The 24,146-nt window shown below is 60.0% G+C and carries 22 protein-coding genes and 1 pseudogene; 13 read left to right on the top strand and 10 right to left on the bottom strand.

The window, feature by feature from the left end; translation table 11 throughout:
- The first annotated feature begins 183 nt into the window (after positions 1-183).
- The 3 genes and pseudogenes from EIY71_RS22145 to EIY71_RS22155 all read left to right on the top strand — a co-directional run.
- Positions 184-639, top strand: coding sequence for a VOC family protein (locus EIY71_RS22145; RefSeq protein WP_085747571.1), 456 nt, complete (start codon positions 184-186; stop codon positions 637-639).
- A gap of 80 nt (positions 640-719) precedes the next feature.
- On the top strand, positions 720-2,264 hold the full coding sequence (locus tag EIY71_RS22150) for a class I SAM-dependent methyltransferase (protein ID WP_134023103.1): 1,545 nt from the start codon (positions 720-722) through the stop codon (positions 2,262-2,264).
- A gap of 11 nt (positions 2,265-2,275) precedes the next feature.
- A pseudogene (locus EIY71_RS22155) lies at positions 2,276-2,524 on the top strand (GGDEF domain-containing protein); the annotation flags it as partial.
- On the opposite strand, the gene EIY71_RS22160 reads toward EIY71_RS22155, so the two are convergent.
- Both EIY71_RS22160 and EIY71_RS22165 read right to left on the bottom strand, forming a co-directional pair.
- Positions 2,503-3,627, bottom strand: a complete 1,125-nt coding sequence (locus EIY71_RS22160) for an alkene reductase (RefSeq protein ID WP_085747568.1) — start codon at positions 3,625-3,627, stop codon at positions 2,503-2,505. The pseudogene EIY71_RS22155 and the gene EIY71_RS22160 sit on opposite strands and share 22 nt — an antisense overlap.
- Before the next feature lie 117 nt (positions 3,628-3,744).
- Positions 3,745-4,422, bottom strand: coding sequence for a type 1 glutamine amidotransferase domain-containing protein (locus EIY71_RS22165; protein ID WP_134023105.1), 678 nt, complete (start codon positions 4,420-4,422; stop codon positions 3,745-3,747).
- Positions 4,423-4,631: 209 nt separating this feature from the next.
- Here EIY71_RS22165 and EIY71_RS22170 point away from each other — a divergent pair, with 209 nt between their 5' ends.
- Together EIY71_RS22170 and EIY71_RS22175 are read left to right on the top strand one after the other, a co-directional pair.
- Positions 4,632-5,216, top strand: coding sequence for a TetR/AcrR family transcriptional regulator (locus EIY71_RS22170; RefSeq protein ID WP_134023107.1), 585 nt, complete (start codon positions 4,632-4,634; stop codon positions 5,214-5,216).
- A gap of 145 nt (positions 5,217-5,361) precedes the next feature.
- On the top strand, positions 5,362-7,488 hold the full coding sequence (locus EIY71_RS22175) for a TonB-dependent siderophore receptor (RefSeq protein WP_134023113.1): 2,127 nt from the start codon (positions 5,362-5,364) through the stop codon (positions 7,486-7,488).
- A gap of 50 nt (positions 7,489-7,538) precedes the next feature.
- Here EIY71_RS22175 and EIY71_RS22180 read toward each other — a convergent pair whose 3' ends face one another.
- The 4 genes from EIY71_RS22180 to EIY71_RS22195 all read right to left on the bottom strand — a co-directional run bounded on the left by EIY71_RS22180 (position 7,539) and on the right by EIY71_RS22195 (position 11,473).
- Complete coding sequence (locus tag EIY71_RS22180) at positions 7,539-8,495, bottom strand: 2-hydroxyacid dehydrogenase (RefSeq protein ID WP_134023115.1); 957 nt, start codon at positions 8,493-8,495, stop codon at positions 7,539-7,541.
- A gap of 32 nt (positions 8,496-8,527) precedes the next feature.
- Entirely contained in the window at positions 8,528-9,292 is a 765-nt protein-coding gene (locus tag EIY71_RS22185; RefSeq protein WP_102686642.1) for an SDR family oxidoreductase, read from the bottom strand.
- A 39-nt stretch (positions 9,293-9,331) separates the two neighbouring features.
- Positions 9,332-10,024: a fumarylacetoacetate hydrolase family protein gene (locus EIY71_RS22190; protein ID WP_134023117.1), complete on the bottom strand. Its 693-nt coding sequence runs from the start codon at positions 10,022-10,024 to the stop codon at positions 9,332-9,334.
- 99 nt (positions 10,025-10,123) lie between these two features.
- Complete coding sequence (locus EIY71_RS22195; RefSeq protein WP_102717362.1) at positions 10,124-11,473, bottom strand: MFS transporter; 1,350 nt, start codon at positions 11,471-11,473, stop codon at positions 10,124-10,126.
- 587 nt (positions 11,474-12,060) lie between these two features.
- Between EIY71_RS22195 and EIY71_RS22200 the strand changes: the two genes are divergently transcribed.
- Entirely contained in the window at positions 12,061-12,993 is a 933-nt protein-coding gene (locus tag EIY71_RS22200) for an AraC family transcriptional regulator (RefSeq protein WP_085747560.1), read from the top strand.
- 4 nt (positions 12,994-12,997) lie between these two features.
- Here EIY71_RS22200 and EIY71_RS22205 read toward each other — a convergent pair whose 3' ends face one another.
- Both EIY71_RS22205 and EIY71_RS22210 read right to left on the bottom strand, forming a co-directional pair.
- Entirely contained in the window at positions 12,998-13,936 is a 939-nt protein-coding gene (locus tag EIY71_RS22205; RefSeq protein WP_134023119.1) for an AraC family transcriptional regulator, read from the bottom strand.
- Positions 13,937-13,957: 21 nt separating this feature from the next.
- On the bottom strand, positions 13,958-14,791 hold the full coding sequence (locus tag EIY71_RS22210) for an oxidoreductase (RefSeq protein ID WP_134023121.1): 834 nt from the start codon (positions 14,789-14,791) through the stop codon (positions 13,958-13,960).
- 205 nt (positions 14,792-14,996) lie between these two features.
- Here EIY71_RS22210 and EIY71_RS22215 point away from each other — a divergent pair, with 205 nt between their 5' ends.
- Complete coding sequence (locus EIY71_RS22215) at positions 14,997-15,965, top strand: alpha/beta hydrolase (protein ID WP_134023174.1); 969 nt, start codon at positions 14,997-14,999, stop codon at positions 15,963-15,965.
- A gap of 11 nt (positions 15,966-15,976) precedes the next feature.
- Here the strand turns inward: EIY71_RS22215 and EIY71_RS22220 are convergent, their stop codons facing one another.
- Entirely contained in the window at positions 15,977-16,855 is an 879-nt protein-coding gene (locus tag EIY71_RS22220; RefSeq protein WP_039771013.1) for a LysR substrate-binding domain-containing protein, read from the bottom strand.
- Between the two features lie 104 nt (positions 16,856-16,959).
- Here EIY71_RS22220 and EIY71_RS22225 point away from each other — a divergent pair, with 104 nt between their 5' ends.
- The 4 genes from EIY71_RS22225 to EIY71_RS22240 all read left to right on the top strand — a co-directional run bounded on the left by EIY71_RS22225 (position 16,960) and on the right by EIY71_RS22240 (position 20,425).
- A complete protein-coding gene (locus EIY71_RS22225; RefSeq protein ID WP_011333668.1) occupies positions 16,960-17,385 on the top strand; it encodes a VOC family protein in 426 nt (141 codons plus the stop codon).
- 113 nt (positions 17,386-17,498) lie between these two features.
- Positions 17,499-18,758: a cation:dicarboxylate symporter family transporter gene (locus EIY71_RS22230; protein ID WP_039771015.1), complete on the top strand. Its 1,260-nt coding sequence runs from the start codon at positions 17,499-17,501 to the stop codon at positions 18,756-18,758.
- A 109-nt stretch (positions 18,759-18,867) separates the two neighbouring features.
- Positions 18,868-19,971, top strand: coding sequence for an alkene reductase (locus EIY71_RS22235; protein WP_129973846.1), 1,104 nt, complete (start codon positions 18,868-18,870; stop codon positions 19,969-19,971).
- Positions 19,972-20,044: 73 nt separating this feature from the next.
- Complete coding sequence (locus tag EIY71_RS22240; RefSeq protein WP_039771019.1) at positions 20,045-20,425, top strand: nuclear transport factor 2 family protein; 381 nt, start codon at positions 20,045-20,047, stop codon at positions 20,423-20,425.
- A gap of 40 nt (positions 20,426-20,465) precedes the next feature.
- Here the strand turns inward: EIY71_RS22240 and EIY71_RS22245 are convergent, their stop codons facing one another.
- Entirely contained in the window at positions 20,466-22,325 is a 1,860-nt protein-coding gene (locus tag EIY71_RS22245; protein ID WP_134023123.1) for an ABC transporter ATP-binding protein, read from the bottom strand.
- Positions 22,326-22,489: 164 nt separating this feature from the next.
- Between EIY71_RS22245 and hchA the strand changes: the two genes are divergently transcribed.
- Together hchA and EIY71_RS22255 are read left to right on the top strand one after the other, a co-directional pair.
- Complete coding sequence (gene hchA, locus EIY71_RS22250; RefSeq protein ID WP_134023125.1) at positions 22,490-23,368, top strand: glyoxalase III HchA; 879 nt, start codon at positions 22,490-22,492, stop codon at positions 23,366-23,368.
- Positions 23,365-24,084: a PA1136 family autoinducer-binding transcriptional regulator gene (locus EIY71_RS22255; protein ID WP_134023127.1), complete on the top strand. Its 720-nt coding sequence runs from the start codon at positions 23,365-23,367 to the stop codon at positions 24,082-24,084. The genes hchA and EIY71_RS22255 overlap by 4 nt, the downstream gene beginning before the upstream one ends.
- Positions 24,085-24,146: the final 62 nt, after the last annotated feature.

Genomic DNA, 24,146 nt, shown 5'->3' on the forward strand with positions numbered 1-24,146 from the left:
CGATGCATCGCCGATGGTAGTGTGGGGTTTCCCCATGTGAGAGTAGGTCATCGTCAAGATTAAATTCCGAAACCCCAATTGCGAAAGCAGTTGGGGTTTTGTTTTGCCCGCAGGAAAGTTTTTGCTCACGTTTGAGCACGCGTTGTTGGTTACCATGTGCGTCCGTTCGGCAGGAGGCAGGCAATGCAACTCAAGTTCAGTCACGTCGATGTACTCGTCAATAACCTCGAAGAAGCCTGCGCGTACTACGCGCAAATATTAAAGGCGAGAACCTCCAGGACGCTGGTGTGGGAGCGGGGCGGCCTGCATGTGCGTTATGCGATTGCGTTGATCGGGCAGGAGCGTTTCATGCTGGTTCAGCCATTGGCCGGTAATCTGCGGGAGCTCCTGGATAGCGCAGGCGAGGGCATGATCTACCGTCACTGCTATTCGACTCCCGATATCGAAAAAGCCTACGACGAGCTTGTCGCTGAAGGCGTACAGCCCGAAGATGAAAACGGTAAACCGTTGGTCCGCGAACATCTCCAATCACCGGCAGGGGCACGCATCATCTGGTTGCCCAAGCGCTTCGGTCACTTCTCGATCGAAATCCTCGAGGAAGAGACGCTAGAGGCATTTATCGAAGACGCGTTTGCCTGATAGCTTCTCCTCTTGTGATACGCCATCACTACCCCGTATAAGAGCGACTTTCATTTCCGATATCAGAGTAGGGTGCACGCATGAGCAATGCCTGGAACGAGGGATATTTCACGGACGAAGGCTACACCTACGGGTATAGCCGGGAAATCAATCCGGTTTTCCAGCGTTATTGTCTGCTGCTGCGCGGTTTCGCCACGCTGGAGAGCACCGACGGTTATCACTGTGAGCTGGGCTTTGGTCAGGGCGTTTCGATCAACATCCATGCCGCGGGCAATCCAGGCTCCTATGTCGGTACCGACTTCCACCCGGGTCAGGCGTCCCATGCCATCGCTCTGGCCAGAGACTGGGGCAGCGATGCGCGACTGTATGACGACAGCTTCGAGCAGTTGCTGGCCCGCCATGACTTGCCCCAGTTCGACAGCATCAGCCTGCATGGCATCTGGACCTGGGTCAGCCGCGATAACCATAAGCTGATCGTGGAATTCGTCCGCCGTCATCTCAAGCCAGGTGGTCTGCTCTACGTCAGCTACAACTGCTTCCCGGGCTGGTCGCCTCAGGCACCGTTGCGCCAACTGTTCAGTCTGCACGACCGTTTCGCCAGCCAGCCGTCTGCGCGCCCTGATCAACGTATCGACGCTGCGCTGCAATTTTCCGAAGCGCTGCTGGCTGCAAATCCTAAATATGCCAACTCCGCACCGGGGCTGGACGCCAAGCTCCAGAGCATCAAGGGTCAGGATCGCCAGTACGTCGCCCATGAGTATTTCAACCGCGACTGGAACTGCATGTATTTCACCGACGTGGTGGATGCCCTGGCACCCGCCAAGCTCGATTACGCCACGACAGCCGTGCCGCTGGACTCCGTCGACCCGCTCAACCTGAGCGCCGAAGGCATGGACTTTCTGGAAGGTATCGAGCATCCCGTCATGCGTGAGCAGGCGCGTGACTACTTTGTGAACCAGAGTTTCCGCCGGGATCTTTATGTGCGTGGCGCCAACAAGCTGTCCGCCTCCGAGCACCGTGAGCGGATGCTCAGCACGCGCTTCGTCCTGTTGCAGGCAGCCGACAGCGTGCCGGCCAACGTCACCGGTCCGGCGGGCGCAGCGACGCTGCAGGCAGAGATCTATGGCCCGGTACTCGCAGCCCTGGCGGATGACGCCTATGTGCCGAAGACCTTGCGGCATTTGCTGGATCTCGTGCCCTCGTTGGCCTATGGCGACGTCGAGCAGGCCCTCAACGTGCTGATCGGCATGAGCGTTGTAGCGCCCTGTCAGAGCGAGGCCTCTGAAAAGCTGGTGCAGGCCCGTTGCAACACCCTCAACCTGCAGCTGTGCAAGCGTTCGTTGTACGGCAACAGGATTCAGACCCTGGCGAGTCCGGTGACCGGTGGTGGCGTGACGGTCAGCCGCTTCCAGCAGTTGTTCCTGATCTCGATCAAGCAAGGCAAAAAGCACCCGGCTGAATGGGCGCAACTGGCGTGGGGCATCATCGGCGGCCAGGGCGAAGGTCTTCTGAAGGACGGCAGGGCCCTGACCACCGCTGAAGAAAACCTTGCCGAACTGACCTGGCAGGCTCAAGCGTTTGCCGAGAATACGCTGGTGATTCTCAAGACTTTGAAAATCGTCTAGTCGAGACGAGGGACGGCGCAGCGGTCGTGGCGCAAATAATCCTGAAACGCTTGGCGCAAGAGCCTATCGCTCACCGGACCAGTCCATTCGGCCGAGTGAGTGTGAGCATCGGCACTGCGGCCGCCACAGGGTCGCAACTGGACACGGTACAAGGCCTGATCGCTGCGGCAGATCAGGCGCTGTATCAAGCCAAAGGGGCGGGCCGCAATCAGCTCGCCAAAAGTGTCGCCAGCGAAAGCTACTCTCCGTACACCGGGTAATCCACATAGCCTTCGGCATGGCCGCCATACACCGTGGCCGGGTTCAGCGAATTCAGCGGCCAGCCATTGGCGATCCGCGCGGGCAGGTCCGGGTTAGCCATGAACGGGCGACCGAAAGCCACGAGGTCCGCCAATCCGGATTCAAGCAACCGCGCACCGCTTTCGGCGTTGTAGCGGCCCGCGTAGATGATCGCGCCGCTGAAGGTGTCGCGTACCGCTCGACGGAAGGTTTCCGGCATCACTGGCGCGTCGTCCCAGTCGGCTTCGGCGATGGACAGGTAGGCGATGCCGACGTCTTGCAGCACCTTGATCGCTTCGATATAGGTGGTGTGCGGGTCTTCCTCGACCATACCCAGATAAGTCCGCTCTTCATCGGTGGTGGTGAACAGCGGGGCAAAGCGCACGCCGACCTTTTCTTTGCCGATGCATTCGGCGACCCCGGCCACCACTTCACGCAGAAAGCGCAAACGGTTATGCAGCGAACCGCCGTATTGATCGGTGCGCAGATTGCTGTGGGCGGAGATGAACTGGTTCACCAGATAACCATTGGCACAATGCAGTTCGATACCGTCGAAACCGGCGTCCATGGCATTGCGCGCCGCCTGGATGTACAGCTGAACCAGTTCCTGGACTTCATCGGTGGTCAGCGCTCGAGGCGCGGACGGCGGAACCAGAGCGCCCACACCGGGCGCGGTTTCGATGAACACACTGATCCGGTCGGTGGCGATGGCGGAGGCCGACACCGGTGCGTCGCCATTGGGTTGCAGGGCAGTATGGGATACGCGACCGACGTGCCATAGCTGCGCGAAAATCACGCCGTCACTGGCGTGGACAGCCTCGGTGACCTTGCGCCAACCGGCAATTTGCTCAGGTGTATGAATGCCCGGGGTCCAGGCGTAACCCTGGCCACGGGGTTCGATCTGAGTGCCTTCAGTCACCAGCAAGCCCGCACCGGCCCGCTGCTGGTAATACTCGGCCATCAATTCATTGGCGACATTGCCCGGTTGGGTGCTGCGCTGGCGGGTGAGGGGCGGCAGGACTATGCGGTTTTTCAGGATGTGGCGGCCCAGGGTGACGGGTGTAAAGAAACTGCTGTGGTTCATGGAAATACCTTTTCATGGCCTTATTAGACCAGTCGACTATTCAAGTGGCGAAAAAAGAACACCGTGCAACGCACACACGGTGTCCGGATCAGTTGTTCGAGGATGTAGCGGAAAGCTTCAGCCCAGCAGCTTCAGCAGTTTTTCGGCGACAGCTGCCGAGCTGGCAGGATTCTGGCCGGTGACCAGTTTTCCATCCGTCACGACATGAACTTGCCAATCCGCAACTTTGGAATAGCGACCGCCAAGACGCTGAAACTCGTCTTCGATCAGGAAAGGTACGACATCCGTCAAACCGACGGCCGCCTCTTCGGAATTGGTGAAACCGGTCACTTCGCGATGCTGGATCAGCGGTTTACCGTCTGCGTCGACGACATGACGCAGCACCCCCGGCGCGTGGCAGACAAAACCATGAGGCTTGTCGCTGCGCGCGAAGGCTTCGATCAGGGCAATCGAATGCTTGTCTTCGGCCAGGTCCCAGAGCGGGCCATGGCCACCTGGATAAAACACGGCATCGAAATCTTCGGCGCGGACGTCGGCCAGGCGGCCGGTGCTCGCGAGTGCCTGTTGGGCCGCAGGGTCCTGGCGGAAGCGATCGGTTTCAGTCGTCTGAGCGTCGGGCTCGTCGCTCTTCGGATCAAGCGGCGGCTGGCCGCCGGCGGGCGAAACCAGTGTGCCGTCGGCACCGGCGTCCTTGAAGGCGTAGTAGGGGGCGGCGAACTCTTCGAGCCAGAAGCCGGTTTTCTTGCCGGTGTTGCCGAGTTGATCGTGGGAAGTCAAAACCATCAAGATTTTCATAGAGCACCCTGGGTTGGTCTGGCAGCGTTCATGAGCAAGGGATTCGCACAGGATCGACACCGGGAAAAAGTTTGTCGGGGCGCAGCATAGTTTCCAATTAGACCAGTCGTCTAGTAATTTTTTCTCTGAAGCTTTTTCATGGACAGGTGTGGCAAACTCGCGTTCCTTTGAGATAAACGACTGGTCTATTGCCTGGTAATTCGTGCCCCATGAAACCGACCTACGACGACACCCGCCAACATTTGCTCGACACCGGCCACCGGATGATGGCCGAGAAAGGCTTCACCAGTGTCGGCCTGAACGAGATCCTGCAGACCGCCGGCGTGCCCAAGGGCTCGTTCTATCACTACTTCAAATCCAAGGAACTGTACGGTCAGGCCTTGCTCGAGGATTACTTCGTCGACTATCTGGCGGACATGGAGCGACGCCTGACGCTGCCCGGCCTGAGCGCCTATGAACGGCTGATGGATTATTGGCAAGGCTGGCAGGATCGCTGCACCCTGGAAGGCCATGGCGACGAATGCCTGGTGGTGAAACTCAGCGCCGAGGTGGCTGACCTTTCCGAAACCATGCGCCTGACCTTGCGTGATGGTGCAGAGCGAGTGGTGGCGCGCATCAGCGAGTGCATCGAACAGGGCCAGGTCGAAAAAAGCTTGCCTGAGGGCGATGCTCGGCAACTGGCTGAAACCCTGTATCAACTGTGGCTGGGGGCCAGTTTGCTGAACAAACTGCAACGCACAGGACAGTCGTTGAGTACGTCAATGGCGACCACGAAACGCCTGTTGAGCGTGTGAGCAGGAAATAGACGCAAGAGGTGAGAGTCAGCTGCACAAACGAATGGGAATGCCTATCAATTGCGCGGCGGGTGGTATACCATCCGCCGCGTTTTTGCTGGCAGTTATCCCCTTCGTTCTGGCCTATCCGTAAGGTTTTCTCCTCATGCGTCGAACTCTGCTGTCCATCTGTGTGTTGCAAACGTTGTCTCCCTTTGCGTGGGCCGAGCCATCCGATTCAACGGTGTCAGCGCTGGAGCTGGAGGCAACCGATGTGGTCGGTACCGCGGATTACGAAAGAGCGGACGGCCCGGTACACGGATATCGCGCGACCCGTTCGGCCAGCGCCACCCGAACCGATACCTCGATCCATGAAACCCCGCAGTCGATCAGTGTCGTCACTAAAGACGCGGTCGAAGACATCGGTGCTACCCGGCTGCAGGACGCACTGGATTACGCGGGCGGCGTAGGGCGAGCCAACAATTTCGGCGGCCAGGGACTGACCACGTTCACCGTGCGCGGATTTACCACCGGCGAGTTCTACCGTAATGGTTTCCCGATCAATCGCGGGTATCCGAACATGCCGGATGCCAACACCATCGAGCGTCTTGAGGTCCTGCGCGGTCCGGCGACCATGCTCTACGGCCGTGGCGATCCGGGTGGCACCTTCAATGTCGTTTCCAAACAACCGTTGCCCGAGCGCACGGTCACACTCGGCAGCCAGTTGAATGACCAAGGCATGCGCCGCGGTACCCTGGATGCTTCCGGTCCGCTCGATGAAGAGGGGCGTCTGGCCTATCGCCTGAACGTGGTGGGCGAGGGCGGCGATACCTTCCACGACCACGTCGAAACCGAACGCTACGGCGTGACCCCCGTGCTGACCTGGCAAGCCAGCGATGACACCCGAGTGATCTTCGAGGGTGACTTCATGCGCAACAACCATCCGCTGGACCGGGGCGCGACGCGTTATCCCCGGCAGATCGGCACTGCCTCCCGTGACACCTTCTTCGGTGAACCGGACGCTGGCAAATTGCACAACGACAACAACATGGCGCAATTGCGCTTCGAGCATGTGCTCAATGAGGACTGGACGCTCGGCGGTGGCTTCCAGTGGCTCGACGGTACCTTGCAGGGCAATGCCATTGAAGCCAACGGCATTGCCGCCGACGGCCGGACCCTGGGACGAAATTTCAACTACCGCAAGCTGGAGTGGACCGACAAGGACACTCAGCTCAACCTGACCGGTCACTTCTCCACGGGCGGCCTGCAGCACACATTGCTCACCGGTATCGAATACGAGGACTACGACTACCAGTCGATCATCCAGCGCTCCAGCGGCGCGGTAAGTGCCTATCCGATCGATATCTTCAATCCGGTGTATGGGCAGCCCCGTCCGGCACTGACGCGCACTCCGACCCACGACAAGGAAAATCTCAAGACCTACGCCGCGTTCGTACAGGACCAGGTAGCGCTTACCGATCGGTTGAAAGTGCTGGCCGGCGCACGTTTCGAACGCTTCGAACACGACTACGAAACCTACGTGCCCGGCGGCAAGAACTGGCAGGCCAGTGACAATGCCGTCACGCCCCGCGTCGGTGTGACCTACGACCTGACCGACACCCTCGCGGTCTACGCGGACACCGCGCGTTCATTCAAGCCCAATACCGGCGCGAGCCGACAGGGCGGGGGCTTTGAACCGGAGAAAGGCAAGTCCTGGGAGATGGGCGTCAAATGGGAAGCGCTGGATCATCAGTTGAGCGTTGACGCGGCGATCTATCAGATTGAAAAGCGCAATGTCCTGACCACTGACCCGGTGGACTCGACTTTCAGTGTGGCTGCCGGGGAAGTTCGCAGCCGGGGATTTGACCTCAATGTTGCCGGCAACCTGACTCCCGAGTGGCGTGTCATCGGGGGTTACGCCTACGTCGATGCCGAGGTGACCAAGGACAACGTGATCCGCTCCGGCACGCGACTGATGAACATCCCGAAAAACAGCTTCAGCCTGCTCAACGTCTATGAGTTCCAGGACGGTGCCCTCAGTGGTCTGGGTCTGGGAACAGGCGTCAAATATGTCGATGAGCGCGCGGGGCAAACGGCGAACACCGCGTTTTCGATGGGGAGCTACACCGTTGTCGACCTGCTCAGCTACTACAAGGTCAATGACAAGTTACGTCTCAATCTCGACCTGAAGAACCTGTTTGACCGGGACTACGACGAGGGTGCATTCGGTAACGTCTACGCCTATCCGGGGGCACCGAGAACGGTGCAGGTCGGCATTTCTTACACGTTGTAGTCGGGCTGTAATCTGTCAGCGGGGGCTGCGGCCCCCGATGACTGTTAGGCTCAGCCGGTCACGCACCCTGGCGGAGTCTTTCCGGCAAAACTGTCCACCAGGCTCGCCACAACCATCTCGCCCATGCGGGTGCGGGTCTGCAGGGTCGCGCTGGCGCGATGCGGTTGCAGCACCACTTGTTCCTGGGCAAACAAGGCTTCAGGCACGTTAGGCTCGTCGACGAAAACATCCAGTGCCGCACCCGCGATCTCGCCAGCCGTCAGGGCCGCCACCAGATCGGTTTCGTTGACCAGTTTTCCTCGGGCGACGTTGATCAGGTAGCCGCCCTTGCCCAGTGCCTGCAGCACGGAGGCATCGATGATGGCCTCGGCCTTGTCGGCGGCCGCCGCGAGAATCAGCGCATCACTGTCGCGGGCCAGTTGCTTGAGGTCGGCGATGAAGGTATGGCTGACATCGCTCATCGGTTGCAGATCGGTGTAGCTGATCGGACAGCCAAACGCGGCTGCCCGGGTGGCGACCGCTCGGCCGACCCGGCCCATGCCCACGATGCCGATCCGCATGCCGGACACCTGACGTGCCAGCGGCAGCGGTGCAAGCGGCGTCGGGCTCTGCGGCCACTGGCCCGAGCGCACGTAACGGTCACTGGTACACAACCCACGGCACACGGCGATCAGCAAGCCGATGGCCAGGTCGGCCACGTCTTCGGTCAGTGCGCCGATGGTCGCCGTCACGCGAATCCCGCGATCCCGGGCGTAGGCCAGATCAACCGCATCGGTGCCGACACCGTTGACCGCCACCACTTCCAGTTTGGGCAGTTGCGCCATCAGCGCCTGGCTGATGCCCGTGTGGCCACCGGTGATCACGCCGCGAATGTTGGCGCCGTGTTCCTGCAAATACGCCGCTTTGTCGGCCTGCTCGAAATAATGCCTGATCGTGAACAGTTCGCCGAGACGGGCATTGATTTGCGGAATCAGGATCGGGCTCAGCTGCAAGACTTCTGGCTTCATGTAAACCTCACTTACGCAATAAAAAAGCCGGCTCAACCGCGGCCGGCAAACGGCATGGCAGTGGCCATGACGGTCATGTTCAGGACGTTGGCCGACAGGGGCAGACCGGCGATGTAGCGCACGGCGTCGGCGACATGCTTGACGTCGACCATCGGCTCAACGGCGATGCTGCCGTTGGCCTGACGCACGCCTTTGGTCATGCGCACCGACATTTCGGTCAAGGCATTGCCGATATCGATCTGGCTGCAGGCGATATTGAATTCCCGACCATCCAGCGCCAGTGATTTGGTCAGCCCCAGCACCGCGTGTTTGCTGGCGGTGTACGCGCTACTGAAAGGACGCGGGGTGTGAGCCGAAATCGAACCGTTGTTGATGATGCGTCCGCCCTGTGGCTGCTGCCGGCGCATGAGCCCGAACGCGCCACGGGCGCAGAGAAAAACCCCGTTGAGGTTGGTGTCGATCACGTTTCGCCACTGCTCGAACGTCAGCTCATCCAGCGGCACGGCGGGGGCATTGACCCCGGCGTTGTTGAAGACCACGTCCAGGCGTCCATAGACTTCGGCAATGGTTGCAAACAGCTGATCGACACTGGCCGGGTCGCGTACATCAGTGGGCACCGCCAGCGCTTCGTTTCCTTCGCTGGCCGCCAGATCGACCAACGCCTGCAAGGGTTCGGGCCGGCGCCCGGCCAGCACCAGGGTGTATCCGTCGGCCAGCAGGCCCAGTGCCACCGAACGGCCGATCCCGCTGCCGGCGCCGGTCACCAGGGCCACTTTCAAGGATTGAGTGTCAGACATCTTGTTGTTCTCCTTTTTTCCAATCACTTAAGGACAGACTCAAGGCCGTGGGCCGACGCGCATTTCGAGTTGGCCGATGCCGTCGATCCCGGCACTGATGACGTCGCCGGGTTGCAGGATATCGACGCCGGCGGGGCTGCCGGTCATGATCAGGTCACCGGCCTTGAGTGTTACGGATTGCGAGATGCGGCTGATGACTTCACTCACCGACCAGATCTGGCTGTCGAGACGATCGCGCTGGCGTTCTTCACCGTTCACGCTCAACCATAATTCCCCTTCGAGCCGACCGGTCCGAGTGACCGGCACAATGGCGGTCATCGGTGCGGCGCCGTCAAACACCTTGGCACCTTCCCATGGCAAGCCGTCGCGCTTGGCCAGTCGCTGTACGTCACGGCGGGTCAGGTCCAGTCCGGCGGCGTACCCCCAGACATAGGCCAGCGCCTGGCTTTCGGGGATCTGCGCGCCGCCTTCGCCGATGGCCACGACCAGTTCGATTTCATGGGCGAACTCTTCGGTCAGTGACGGGAAGATCACTTCGCCGGCAGCGTCGACGACACTGCTGGCCGGTTTCATGAAGAACACCGGTGGCTGACGCGGTTGGCCCAGCGTGTCCGGCCACGGGTAGTTGCGGCCGACGCAAAACACGCGTCCGACGGGAAAGCGTTGCTCGCTGCCGACAACCGGCAAGGTCACTGGCAGATCCGGGGTAAAGACGTACTCGGTCATGTTCATCCTGGTTCAAGTCCTGTGTGAAAGGTCAGCGTACGGCGGCAATCGTTGGCGAAGTTGGACGAAAGCCGCCTCCTGTTGGAGAAAACGGTGATTCTTGCTTCAGCGCGTTTTCAACTCGATGCGGTACAGGCGACCGAGCAGCAATGAGTAGGAGAGAGTGCCGATCAGCGCCACGGCGCCGATGAACCAGAACGCCCAGGCGAACGAGCCGGTGGCGTGGACGATGGCGCCGATCACGATCGGGGTCACAATGCCGCCGATGTTGGCGGCCAGGCTGGTGATCCCGCCGGTCAGCCCGATCAGTTCCTTGGGCGCCACCTCCGACACCGCCGCCCACGAGGACGACGCGATGCCCTGCGCGAAGAAGGCAATGGTCAGCACGGCGATGCAGATGACGTTCGAGTCGGTGAAGTTCACCAGCACGATCGACATGCCCAGCATCGACCCGACTACCAGCGGCAGTTTCCGGGCGAAAGACATTGAATAGCCACGACGGATCAACAGGTCGGAGACGATGCCGGCGAGCAGGATGCCGACCGTTGCGCCCACGAAGGGCATCACGGCAAAGATCCCGGCCTTGATCGTGGTCAGATGGCGTTCTTCAATCAGATAGGTCGGGAACCAGGTGAGGAAGAAGTACAGCGCCGAGGTGCTGGCGAACTTGCCGATACAAATGGCCCAGACCTGGCGATAGCTGAACAGCTCGGCGATCTGCCGCCAGTTGAAACGGGTGCGTTCCTGGCTGCTCTTGACCAGTCCGCCACCGGCCTCGATGTATTTCAACTCTTCTTTGCTGACCTTCTTGCAGTTCAGCGGATCGCGATACAGATACAGCCACAGCACACCGAAGACGATGCCGAGCGCGCCGGTGCTGTAGAAGACATGGCGCCAGTCAAAGGTTGTGGCCAGCCACAGCAGGGCACCGGTAAACAGTGCCGTGCCCAGGTACTGCCCGCAGACGTAAATGCTGCTGGCCAGTCCCCGTTCCCGCGCCGGAAACCATACGGTTACCGCACGGCTGTTGGCCGGAAACGCCGGCGCTTCCATCGCCCCGACGGCCAGACGCAAGCCGAACAGCGAAGCGAAACCCGTGGCGAAGCCTTGAAACACCGTGACGGTCGACCAACTGATCAGTGAAACCCCGTAGGTGAAGCGTGAGCCGAAGCGGTCGGCGATAAATCCGGCCGGCACGAGAGCGAGTGCGTAGGTCCAGGCAAAGGCAGAGAAAATCAGCCCCATTTCGATCTTGTCCAGACCCAGGTCCTTGGCCATGAACGGGGCGGCGATCGAGATGTTCACCCGGTCGATGTAATTGATGATCGTCGCAATCAGCAGCAGCGAGAGCATGAACCAGCGTCGCCGCGTCGGCAGTCGCCGGGAAGAGGCGGCGTCCCTGTCGCCGGCAATCAACGGCGGGGCGGTGGTGGGGGAGGTGTGTGAATTCGACATGAGTGGACCTCGTTATTGTTAGAAGTGTCGAGTTGTTTGCGGACAGCCGACGCCGTTGCCCGCTGTTCGGGGGCAAGGCAATCGAAGTTGAAACCAATGGCAAAAACGGCCAGGGTCAGACGTTCAGGGACGTCTTCCGGCTGGCATCGTCGGTAAAGGGTGGGGAGGGGCGGCGGGGAGCAATAGCGGATTCATGACGTGCGCACCTTCTGTTGTTTTTGAAAGAGGTTGGGCGTGGGAAATACAGTGGTCGTACAACCTCTTGAAATCAATCAAGGTGTTAGATCATTTTTTCCGGAGAAGGGCGCGTCGGATAAACCTGTCCAAAAAAAGTCCACACAGTAAATTTTCCAGATGCTCTCTGGTTTATTTTCTATCCGACTGTTTTTAAAAGGAAAAAATACTGAATTTGCGGACGCGTTTTTTGGACAGTGATCATTGGCAGTGGCGGTGTAGAAAAAACACTGAGTCTGGCGTCGTCGTATGACTGCTTGAAGGGGCGGCGCCGAACCTTCAAGATGAGCCACGCCGATTACTCGGCAACGCCAGGAAAACCTGCCCGAGTACCTGTCGAGGATTCTCAAGAAATGACGTCACAATGCCGTGTGCCCACCTACGTCATGCAGCAACGCAGCGAGATGATGGATTTCTACATTCGTGACAAGAAAGGTCGCCGCGCCGAGACTGGCCCGCACCGACACGAATACTTCCAGATCCAGATCAACCTCGGCGGCGACACGGTGCAGCACATAGGCAACGCGGTTCGTCCGTTTCCGCGTAACGCACTGGCATTCATCCTGCCGCACCGTGTGCATGTCATCCCGCATCCGGCGGACAGCAATTTCATGGTGATCAACTTTTCCCAGACCTTTCTGTTGCCGCATTTGCAGTGCGACCCAATGGATCTGGAGGAGGTATCGATTCTCCTGGCGCCCGAACTGTCGCCGTTTCGCTTTCAGGAGCATCTGGATTTCATTCTGGGGAATGAGGATTTCAACGAGGTCTGTGGCCTGATCGAACAGATGCGCAGGCTGGACGAGAATCGTCAGTTCGGTACGCGCGAAGTGCTCAAGGGATTGCTGCTGCAACTGGTGGGCAAGGTGTGCGTCCTGTATGCCGAACCGCTCAAACGCCTGGCGGAAGAAAACGCAGCACAGGCCAGTCGACGGGATGCACTGAGCCGGATGTTCGAGTACCTGCGCAAGAATATTGCCGACCCCGATCTCAATCTGATCAAGGTGGCGGCGGCGACCTACCTGTCACCGACTTACCTCACGCACTGGCTGCGCAAGGAAATCGGCAAGACCTTCACCGAGCTGGTGCTGGAACGCAGAATGCACGCGGCGCGCAATTACCTGCTCAATGGAGCCCGGCCAGTGGGCGAGGTGGCGAGGCTGTGTGGTTTTGCGGATGAAGCTTATTTCTCCCGGCGCTTTCGCCAGATCCACGGCCAGCCACCTGGACAGTTCCGCCGTCGGCAACTGGACCCAGACACCCCGCAGTCACCTGTAGATGCCTGATCGGCTAATGCGACGAAACATAAACCGAGGCCGACGTCGGCGCAGGCAACGCATACGTTGCCTTCATCCACTCGATCTCCGCTTGCGGCGTTCGGCCGAAGAAGCGTTTGAACTCGCGGCTGAATTGCGAAGCGCTTTCATAGCCGACACTGAACGCCGCCGCTGACGCGGTCATGGCATGGCGCAACATCAAAAGTCGCGCCTGATGCAGGCGTGTCGACTTCAGGTATTGCATGGGCGAGGCGTCCGTCACGCTGCGAAAGTGCAGGTGAAAACTGGGCACGCTCATGCTCGCTTCGCGGGCCAGTTGCTCGACGTCCAGGCGCTCCTGATAGCTGCTGTGGATCTTGCGGATCGCCCGCGTCACCTTGCCGAAGTGTCCCTGTCGATTGAGTGCGGCGCGCATCGAACCGCCTTGTTCTCCAGTCAGGATGCGGTAATAGATTTCCCGCAACAGCGCTGGCCCCAATATCTGTGCCTCACCCTCAATACTCATGGCTTCGAGAAAGCGCAGCGTCGATGCGCGCAGGCGGTCGTCCATCGGCGAGGCAAACATGCCCTTGGGTGGCGCATCACTCGGGCCGTGAATCTCATCCACCTGCGGCATCAACTCGCTGGCCACCTGGAAATCGAGTTGCATATAGATCGCGAGCATTGGCTCGTCCTCAGAGGCGTCGGTCTCCATGGTGAAGGGGATCGGAACCGACACCACCAGGTAATGTTGGGCGTCATAGACGTAGACGTCATCGCCCAGATAACCGCGCTTTTGACCCTGACAGAGAATCACGATGCCGGGGTCGTACAGCACCGGCGTGCGGGTCAGTGGCCGGTTCGAGCGCAGGAAGCGCACGCCCTCCAGCGCGCTGAGGTTGTAGCCCTCGACCGGTGCCAGCGTCTCCATGAGCTGCACCATGCGCGAAGTGCTTGGGTCGGCCTGTTTCATTGCGTTCTCTCTGTGGGCCGTTCAATGGTCGGTGGAGCGGGTCAGGGCTTCCCATTGATCGATCTCGCTGGCGGCACGTTTCAGCTTGTCGCGCACCAGGTTCAATGCATCGCTGCCCAGCAACAGATGCGCTGGCGGAGCAGGGCTGGTGATGATCTGCAACATCGCCTGCGCCGCTTTGCGCGGATCGCCGAGCTGCTTGCCGCTCTTGTCTTCGCGCGCCTTGCGCACCGGATCGAAGCTGGCGTCATAGTCGGCGATGCTGCGGGGCGTGCGCTGCATCGAACGGCCGGCCCAGTCGGTCCGAAATGAACCCGGTGCGACGGCGGTCACGAAGATATTGAACGGCGCCAGTTCCTTGCTCAGGGTATCGGAGATGCCTTCGAGCGCAAACTTGCTGCCACAGTAGTACGCGATACCCGGCATGGTGATTGTGCCGCCCATCGAGGTGATATTGAGAATATGACCCGCCCGCCGCTGGCGAAAGAACGGCACAAACGCCTTGGTCACCGCGACCGCGCCGAACACATTCACGTCGAACTGGCGGCGCATGTCCTCCAGCGGCGATTCTTCGAAAATGCCTTCGTGACCGTAGCCGGCGTTGTTGACCAGCACATCGACCGGGCCGTGGGTCGCTTCGACAGTCGCCACGACGCCTTCGATGCGGTCGAAGTCGGTGACGTCCAGCAGCACGCCGTACGCATTATCGATAGAAAGAGCCTGAAAGGCTTGCAGATCGGCTTCGCTGCGCACGGTGCCGATGACGCGGTGACCGGCGCCCAGCGCTTCCTTGGCCAGCGCGTGGCCGAAGCCGCTGCTGACGCCGGTGATGAAGAGGGTTTTGGTGGTGGTCATGACGGGCTCCAGTTAATCCGGTTTCAACTCATGGTATCCATCGAAGAAACACTCACCTATGTCGGTTTGTCTTTGATCATTGCCTATTCCTATCAACGGCGCGACAAACGGCCAATGAGCTTTTTGCGTTGCTCCAGGCATCCAGGCTGGAACAGACCGCAACCGCTGATATCCTGCGCAACAACCGCCGATGAGCCAGGACGAAATGAAGACATCAACCCGTTGGCCCGCAGACGATAACGAGTTGGCGCAATTGCGCGCGTTCAACTGCAAGCTTGCCCGGCTGCCGCGCTTTCGCATCCGCAATCGCATCACCCCACGGGCGATTCAGTTGTTGTTGCGCCTAAGCCAATTGGGCGGCGCAAGAAAGTTGCTCAAGCACGGGCTTAAGGCCGAACGAAAAGTGGTGGGTGTCGACGGCGCGTCAGTGCCGGTGCGGATTATTCGGCCAAAGACAAAGGCCAAAGGCGTAGTGCTGGATTTCCATGGCGGCGGCTGGGTCATCGGCAACGCGCAGATGAACGATCCCCTCAACATCGCCATGGTGAAAGCCTGCGACGTGGCAGTGGTCTCGGTCGACTATCGGCTTGTGGTCTCGACTCCGATCGAGGGCGTCATGCAGGACTGCCTCACGGCGGCCCGCTGGCTGCTGAGCGATGACTGCCGCGAGTTTGCGAACCTGCCCGTCATCGTCGTGGGCGAGTCGGCAGGCGGCCACCTTGCCGCCGCGACCCTGCTGCAACTCAAACAGTGGCCGGACCTGCTCGAACGGGTGAGCGGGGCGCTGCTGTATTACGGCGTCTACGACCTGACCGGAACCCCCAGCGTACGCAACGCCGGGCCCGAGACCTTGCTGCTGGATGGGCCGGGGATGGTTGAAGCGCTGCAAATGCTCACTCCGGGATTGAACGATGAAGAACGCCGGCAGGCGCCGTTGTCTCCGCTGTACGGTGACTTCACCGGTTTTCCGCCAGCGTTGATGTTTGCTGCGCAACTGGATCCGCTCAGGGATGACACGCTTGAGTTGGCTGAGCGTTGGGGTAGAGCGGCGGAAGTGGAGGTGCATCTGTTGCCGGAAACCGCACATGGGGTGATTCATTTTCCGCTGGGGTTGGCGGGGAAAGTGCTTGGGTATAGTCGTGCGTGGGTTGCGGGGCGGCTTGTTGAGGGGTGAGCCATCGACCCTCACTCAGCCGCCACCTTGAATTGCTCGAGAATAAGTTCAGCCAATGTCCTGACAGGCTCGGTGAAACTTCGCCGAGGCCTGTGCACCAGTCCGATATCACGATGGAAGGTGTGTTGGCCGAGATCAAGCGCCCGCACACCTGACGGCCATTGCTGATGGGTGGCCGTCTGCGGCACGAGCGCGACCCCTACGCCATTTTCCACCAGCCTGATGATGGCCTCCAGCTCATCCAGCTCAGAGACTTCACGCAAAGTGAAATGCATCTGTCGCAGGAAACGATCGACCTGCCTGCCGCCGAAGGAGGAGCGGTCATAGCGAATGAACGGCAGGCTTGAGAGCAGTTCGATCCAGTCTTCTCCCGGTACGTCCTTGGGCACGATCAAACGGTAGGGTTCAAGCGCCAGCGTGGTCCAGCGCAGATCGCTTTGAAGCGAGAAGGGCGGCCGAATGATCGCTGCCATGTCGATTTCGCCGGTGTCCACCAGATTCACCAGCTCCATGGAAAGACCGGGCACGACACGCGTTCGGCATTCCGGGCACTGCTGGTGGAACCTGGCGAGTGCGTCCGGGAGAAACGATCGCTGGACTGAGGCGATAGCGCCGACGTTGACCAGAATGCGGGTGGAAAGACCGACGGTGGTCGATCCCAGGTTGTCGTAAAGACGAAGCAGCTCCTGCGCCTGAAGCAGGACTTGCTGGCCCATCCTGTTGAGGTGGGCCGAGCGTCCTTTTCTGTCGAATATTTCAAAGCCGAGCTCGGCTTCCAGACGTTGAATCTGGGCGCTCACCGCCGCCTGGGTGAGGCCGATCCGGTTGCCGGCAGCCGCGAAAGTGCCTTCACGGGCGACGGCAATGAGGGTCTTGAGTTCTTTGATCATTCACAAATATTAGTTGTGTTTCTGAGAAATATATATTGATTTTTTTGCTGTCAGTGTCGCCCTACGATGTGCTCACCAACCACAAAAACCGTATCGGAGTCCTGATGAGCCTTTCGCCATTCCACCTCGCCATCCCCGTTTACAACCTGGCTGCAGCCCGCACTTTTTACGGTGAGGTCTTCGGCCTGGAAGAGGGTCGTTCCAGCAACCAATGGGTCGACTTCAACTTTTACGGGCATCAACTGGTGATTCACGAACACCCGAAAACCGCGTCTCAGGAAAGCGTTCACAGCAACCCGGTCGACGGGCACGACGTTCCTGTTCCTCACTTCGGCATCATCCTGGGATGGGAAGAGTGGGAAGCGCTGGCAGAGCGCCTCAAGTCTTTCGGTACCGAATTTGTGATCGAACCTTACATTCGATTCAAAGGACAGGTTGGCGAGCAAGCCACGATGTTCCTGTTCGACCCTTGCGGCAATGCCCTCGAATTCAAGGCCTTCAAGGATATGAGCCAGCTCTTCGCCAAGTAAGAAACGCAATGGCACAACGGCGTTGTGCCATTTGATCTCAAGTGAGCTGGAAGCTCATGACTCTAGCAACTGCCGATTGATGCAGTCCTTTCATTCCAACAAGAAGGCTAGACATGAAACGTATTCCCCTGGTGTGGCAAATCGTTGCCGGGCTGTTGCTTGGCGTGCTCGTTGGTTGGTACTTCAATACCCATCCGCAGTATCAGTCGTGGGTCAGCACGGAGATCCTGAAACCGCTTGGCGATATCTTCATCAAGATGATGAAGATGGTGGTCGTGCCTATCGTGTTCTGTTGCATGATCCTGGGTATCGCCGGAGGCGGGGATAACAAGTCGTTCGGCCGGATGGGCATCAAGTCGCTGGGCTATTTCTTTGCGATCACCGGCCTGGCCATCGTGATCGGCCTGTGTTTCGCGAACCTCTTCGAACCCGGTACGGGCACCGATATTTCGGGCATCGCACATGGTGCTGCCGCCATCACGATGGAGCCTTCGAAGGGCGCGCTCGTGATTGTGCAAAACATCGTTCCGGATAACGTTCTGGTGGCGATGTCCGAGGCGAAGTTGCTTTCTGTGCTGTTCTTCGCGGTGTTGTTCGGTGTCGCGCTCAACGCATTGCCCAGGGAGAAAAGTGCACCTGTGGTTGCGCTGGTCCAAGGCATTTCAGATGCGATGTTCAGGATCGTCTCGATCGTCATGGCCTATGCCCCGATAGGGGTGTTCGGCATGATCGGTGCGACCGTCGCTACCTTCGGTTTTGCCTCGTTGTTGCCCCTGCTCAAGTTGATTGGTGTGGTTTATCTGGCGCTGATCGTCTTCGCATTGGTAGTGCTCGGAGGAATCAGTTACCTGATCGGCGAGAACATCTTCAAGTTGATCAGGTATTTCCGCGACGAGTTGATTCTTGCGTTCTCCAGTGCTGCCTCTGCAGCGGTCATGCCGCAGTTGATGAGCAAGCTGGAGAACTACGGCGTACCACGGCGCATTGTCAGTTTTGTGGTGCCAGTGGGGTACGCGTTCAACCTCGATGGCGCGTCGATCTTCCTCGGCGTGGCGACAATTTTCATCGCCCAGCTTTATGGAATCGATCTGTCGCTTTCTCAGGAAATCCTGCTGGTGGTGACCATGGTGCTGACCTCCAAAGGTGCTGCCGGGGTGCCTGGATTCGCCATCGTCATCCTGTCGGCCACGTTGGCGTCTGCCGGTCTCCCGCTGGAGGGCGTGGCACTGATCGCCGGTATTTTCAGGATTATCGACAGCGGCACCACCACCCTGAATGTGTTGGGCAATGCGATCGCGCCCCTGGTGATCGCCAAATGGGAGAGGGTGACTCTTGAGCCTTCGCGCACCCGCCCGGACGTACAAAAGGCCTGACGATCACAAGGAGCACTGACGGTGCTGCACGAGTAAACGCCTGCTGATGTACAGGCGATTTTTTTCATCAAGTTACTAGACGACCGGTCTGATATTGAAGGTATGCAACATGATTGATAACAGTCGCAACACGGATCTTTTTTCTCCCATGCAAATGGGCGCCCTGCAATTGGCCAACCGGATTGTCATGGCGCCCGTGACTCGCAGCCGGATGGCTGAAGACGGCGTTCCGAACGAACTGCACGCGACTTACTACGCACAGCGCGCGAGTGCCGGCTTGATCATTGCCGAAGCGACAAACATTTCGGCGCAGGGGCGTGGCTATGCCATGACGCCGGGGATCTGGTCGGACGCGCAGGTGGCGGGCTGGAGAAAAGTCACGGACGCCGTCCATGCCGCAGGTGGCAGGATTGTCAGCCAGTTGTGGCACGTGGGGCGTTTTTCCAGCGTCGAGTTACAGCCCGACGGTGCCGCTCCCGTTGCGCCCTCGGCGATCAAGGCAGAAGGCAGCACCTACACCGAGAACGGCTTTGTCGAAGTGTCGATGCCCCGAGCGCTGGAGACGTCGGAGATTCCCGGCATCATCGAGCAATACAAGCGCGCCGCTGAAAATGCCAGGCGTGCCGGTTTCGATGGGGTGGAGGTTCATTCGGCGAACAGCTATCTGCTCGACCAGTTTCTGCGTGACTCGACCAATCAGCGCACTGACCGGTACGGCGGCACCATTGAGAACCGCGCCCGACTGACGCTTGAAGTCACTGAAGCGGTGATTTCGATCTGGGGCAGTGACCGCGTCGGCATCCGTCTTTCGCCGGTCACGCCCGATGCCGGAAACACGCCTCCCGACAGCAATGTCATGGCGACTTACGGATATCTGATTCAGCAGCTCAACCGGCTCAATCTGGCCTATCTGCACTTCGTCGAAGGCGCCACCGCGACTTCGCGAACGGTTCCTGATGGCGTTGATATGGATGCATTGAGCGCGCAGTTCGAAGGCCCCTTCATCGGCAATAACAACTACGACCTCGAGATGGCACTGGAGCGCCGGGCGCAGGGCCGGATTGACGCGGTGGCGTTCGGGCGCCTGTTCATTTCCAACCCCGACCTCGTGGAGCGCCTGCGTCGGGGCACCGAACTGACCATCGCGCCACGCGAGAGCTACTACGGCGGCGGCGCCAAGGGCTACACCGACTGGCCAACGGCTGACCATTGATGTGTGCGCCCTGAACCGGATCGGCGCAGGGCGGATTGATTGAAAAAACATTCACAGCAAACAGGAGTTCATCATGAGTCATCCAACTTACGTGCAGGAATACAACGCAATCGTCGAAGTGCTCAGCCAGTACAACGAAGGGGGAGCAAAGGCTGACAGCGCCTTGATGAAGCCCGCGTTCAATGCGCAGGCGACCATGTTCGGGGTTGACGACGGCAAGCTCGTCGGCGGCGCGATCCAGAATCTGTATGACGTCATCGACAGCGCGTTCCGTCCATCTCCTGAAGCCGAAGCCGCGATCGTCCGCATCGACATCGTCGGCACGGCCGCGAGTGCCCGGGTCGATACCGACAACGTGTCGGGGTTCCGTTTCACCGACTTCTTCAACCTGCTGAAGGTAGACGGCAAGTGGACGATCGTCAGCAAGATCTACCACACCCACCCGAGCGCCTGAGCCCTCGTCTTCTGCCCCGGCAGTACCGGGGCAGCACCGTTTACGCCTGATCCATCGCCTCGGCCACGCCCTGATCCTCACCCAGAAACCCGCCACTCTGATGCTGCCACAACCGCGCATAGGTGCCGTTTTTCGCCAGCAGTTCGGTGTGGGTGCCTTGCTCGATGATCCGTCCCTCATCCATGACAATCAGTCGGTCCATCGCCGCAATCGTCGACAGTCGATGCGCAATCGCGATCACGGTCTTGCCCTGCATCATTTCATCGAGGCTTTCCTGAATGGCGACTTCGACTTCTGAATCCAGGGCGCTGGTAGCTTCGTCCAGTAGAAGAATCGGCGCGTTCTTGAGCATTACCCGGGCGATGGCGATCCGTTGGCGCTGGCCACCGGAAAGCTTGATGCCGCGTTCGCCCACCAGCGTGTCATAGCCGGTGTGGCCCTGGCGGTCGCTGAGCTGGTTGATGAAGCCGGCGGCCTGAGCATTGGCCGCCGCGCGCTGGATCTGTTCGTCGGTCGCGTCCGGTCGGCCGTAGGCGATGTTGTCGCGAATCGAGCGGTGCAGCAGGGACGTGTCCTGAGTGACCATGCCGATCGCGCTGCGCAGGCTGTCCTGGGTCACCTGTGCAATGTTTTGCCCGTCGATGCGAATCTCGCCGCGATCGACGTCATAGAAGCGCAGCAGCAGATTGATCAGCGTGGATTTACCGGCGCCGGAGCGGCCCACCAGACCGATTTTTTCCCCCGGTCGGATGCTCAGGCTCAAGCCGTCGAGCACCTGGCGTTCGCCGTTGTAGTTGAAACTCACGTTGTCGAACTCCACGGCACCTCCGGAAGGCACCAGCACGCCGGCGTCCGGCGCATCCTGCACCTTGGGGCCACGGGTCAGGGTGTCCATGCCGTCCTGCACGGTGCCGATGTTTTCGAACAGCGACGTCATCTGCCACATGATCCAGTGCGACATGCCGTTGATGCGCAACGCCATGGCCGTGATCGCCGCCACCGCCCCGGTGCCGACTTCGCCCTGATGCCAAAGCCACAAGGCATAGCCGCCGGCGCCCATGATCAGCCCGACTACCAGCGCCTGATTGACGATCTCGAACTGGCTGACCAGACGCATCTGGCGGAAACCGGTCTGCTTGAAATCCTCCATCGCCGCCCGCGCAAAATGCGCTTCACGTTTGGAGTGGGAGAACAGTTTCACCGTGGTGATGTTGGTGTAGGCGTCCGACACCCGGCCCGTCATCGACGAGCGCGCGTGGGCCTGTTCCTGGCCGACCTGGCCCAGGCGCGGTACGAAATACAGCATCGCCAGCCCGAACAGCGCGACCCAGGCAATGAACGGCAGCATGAGTTTCAGGGCGAAACCGCCGGCCAGGGCGATGATCGCTATGAAGTAAACGCCGATGCCCGGTGCGATTTCGATAACGGTGAACAGCACCTCGCGCACGGCCAGTGCCGTCTGCATCACCTTGGTCGTGACCCGGCCGGAAAACTCATCGGAAAAGAATGAAAGGCTCTGCCGCAGCATCAGCCGGTGGAAATCCCAGCGCAGCCGCAGCGGCAGATTGATCGCCAACACCTGGTGCTGAACCATGGTGCGCAGCGCCACCAGCCCGACGCTGGTCAGCAGCACGAGGCCGATGCCCCACAGCACACGGCTCTCCTGGCCGTTCACATCGCCGCCGGCCTGCCAGGCCGAAAGCAGGTCAACGACCTGACCCAGAAAGGAAAACAACCAGGCTTCGTAGATCGACACACCGGCACTGAGCAGCGCCAGCGCGAGGATATAACCGCGAGCGCCACGGGTGCAGGCCCACAGGAATCGCGCCAGACCGACCGGCGGTGGCGGCGCTTCGTCGGGCGGGAAGGGGTCGAGCCGTTGTTCAAACAGGCGAAGCATTGTGGGTCTCCGAATTCATCAGTTGCGGGGATTCTGCCACTTATCGATCACATTGAGGGGCTGCAGGTTCAGCGCATGATTTTTTGAGGGAAAACCCTCATTGTTGTAATGCTGACGCCTTACTAGCATGAACTCCGACATTGACCCACTCGATGGAGAGCACCATGGCTACCACGCAGACTGACGACAAGCGCCCAACCCCCGATCCGGCCGAGGACAACGCGTTTTTCCCCTCGCCGTATTCCCTCAGCCAGTTCACTTCGCCCAAATCCGATCTCAGTGATGCCGAGTACCCGAACCGTTACAAGGGCGGGCGCTGGAAGATCCTGATGATCGGCGCGGACGAGCGCTATCTGTTGACCGACAACGGCACCATGTTTTCCACGGGCAATCATCCGGTTGAAACCTTGCTGCCGATGTATCACCTCGACAAGGCCGGTTTTGGCTTCGACGTCGCGACGCTGTCAGGCAATCCGGTCAAGTTCGAATTCTGGGCCATGCCCTCCGAAGACGCCGAAGTGAAGGGCTTCTACGAGCAATACCGCGATCAGTTCAAGCGTCCGCTCAAGCTGTCCCAGGTGATCGAAGAAGCGCTGGGCGAGGACTCGGATTACATCGGCGTGTTCATTCCCGGCGGGCACGGCGCGCTGATCGGCCTGCCGGAAAGCGAGGACGTGAAGAAAGTCCTGCAATGGGCCGTCGCCAAGGACAAATTCGTCATTACTCTGTGCCACGGCCCGGCGGCGCTGCTGGCGGCCGGCCTCGGCGAAACAAAAGATTCATGCATCTTCAATGGCTACCGGATCTGCGCGTTTCCCGATGCCCTGGACGCGACAACCCCTGACATCGGTTACATGCCCGGCCACCTGACCTGGAAGTTCGGCGAGCAGTTGCAGGCGCTCGGTGTGGAAATCACCAATCAGGGTATTTCCGGGGCCACGCTTCAGGATCGCAAGTTGCTGACCGGTGACAGTCCGCTGGCGGGCAACGCACTGGGCAAACTGGCGGCGGCCGCGCTCCTCAAAGAGGTCACGTCGGGGTGAGCTCCGGACCTGCCGAGGCCCTCTTGCGCGCCGCCCTCGACATCGAGGCGGCGCTCACGCTGGTGGCGATCCAGAAGGCCGTTCGCGGTTTCGCCGGGGCCTATGGTTACGATCGGTTCGTCCTGTTTTCCGCCACCTCGGCGTCGGAGGACGTGGTCGAGCGCATTTACTGGGTGGAAGGCGACTGGTTTGGTGATGGCACTGGCGTCGACGCCGAGACCTACGTTCAGCGCTGCCCAGTGACTCGCCACCTGTTGGACGCCCGCGAATCGTTCTTCTGGAGCAAGGTGCAGGAGGAGAGCGGCGAACTTTATCGGCTGGTCCGCGTGCCCAGTGGCTCTGGTGTACATGGCTTGCAGATTCCGGTCTTCGGCCCGCAGGGGCTTGAAGGCGCCATGAGCCTGGGTGGCGAACAGATCGATGCTTCTGCGCGGACTCGACTGGCGCTGGGCATGCTCGCCTCGGTGGCGTTTTACGCTGCACGACGCTTGCTCGAAGCGCCGCTGGACGAGACGGCCGGAAAACTCTCGACCCGTGAGCGCGAAGTGCTGGCGTGGGTCGCTGCCGGTCGGCGGCAGGCCGACATCGCTGCCACCCTCGGTCTGTCCGGGCGCACGGTGGAAAATCACCTGCGTTCGGCCCGTCGGCATCTCGGCGTGGCCACCACCGCTCAGGCCATCAAAATTGCCATTCGCAAAGGGGAAATAAAGGGGTGAGGTTCTCACTCTGCCGGTGCCGTGCTTGAACGACCATGCAAAACTCCTATCATGCAAAGGGC

The sequence above is a fragment of the Pseudomonas sp. CH235 genome (assembly GCF_004368175.1).
Classification (GTDB): domain Bacteria; phylum Pseudomonadota; class Gammaproteobacteria; order Pseudomonadales; family Pseudomonadaceae; genus Aquipseudomonas; species Aquipseudomonas paraglycinae.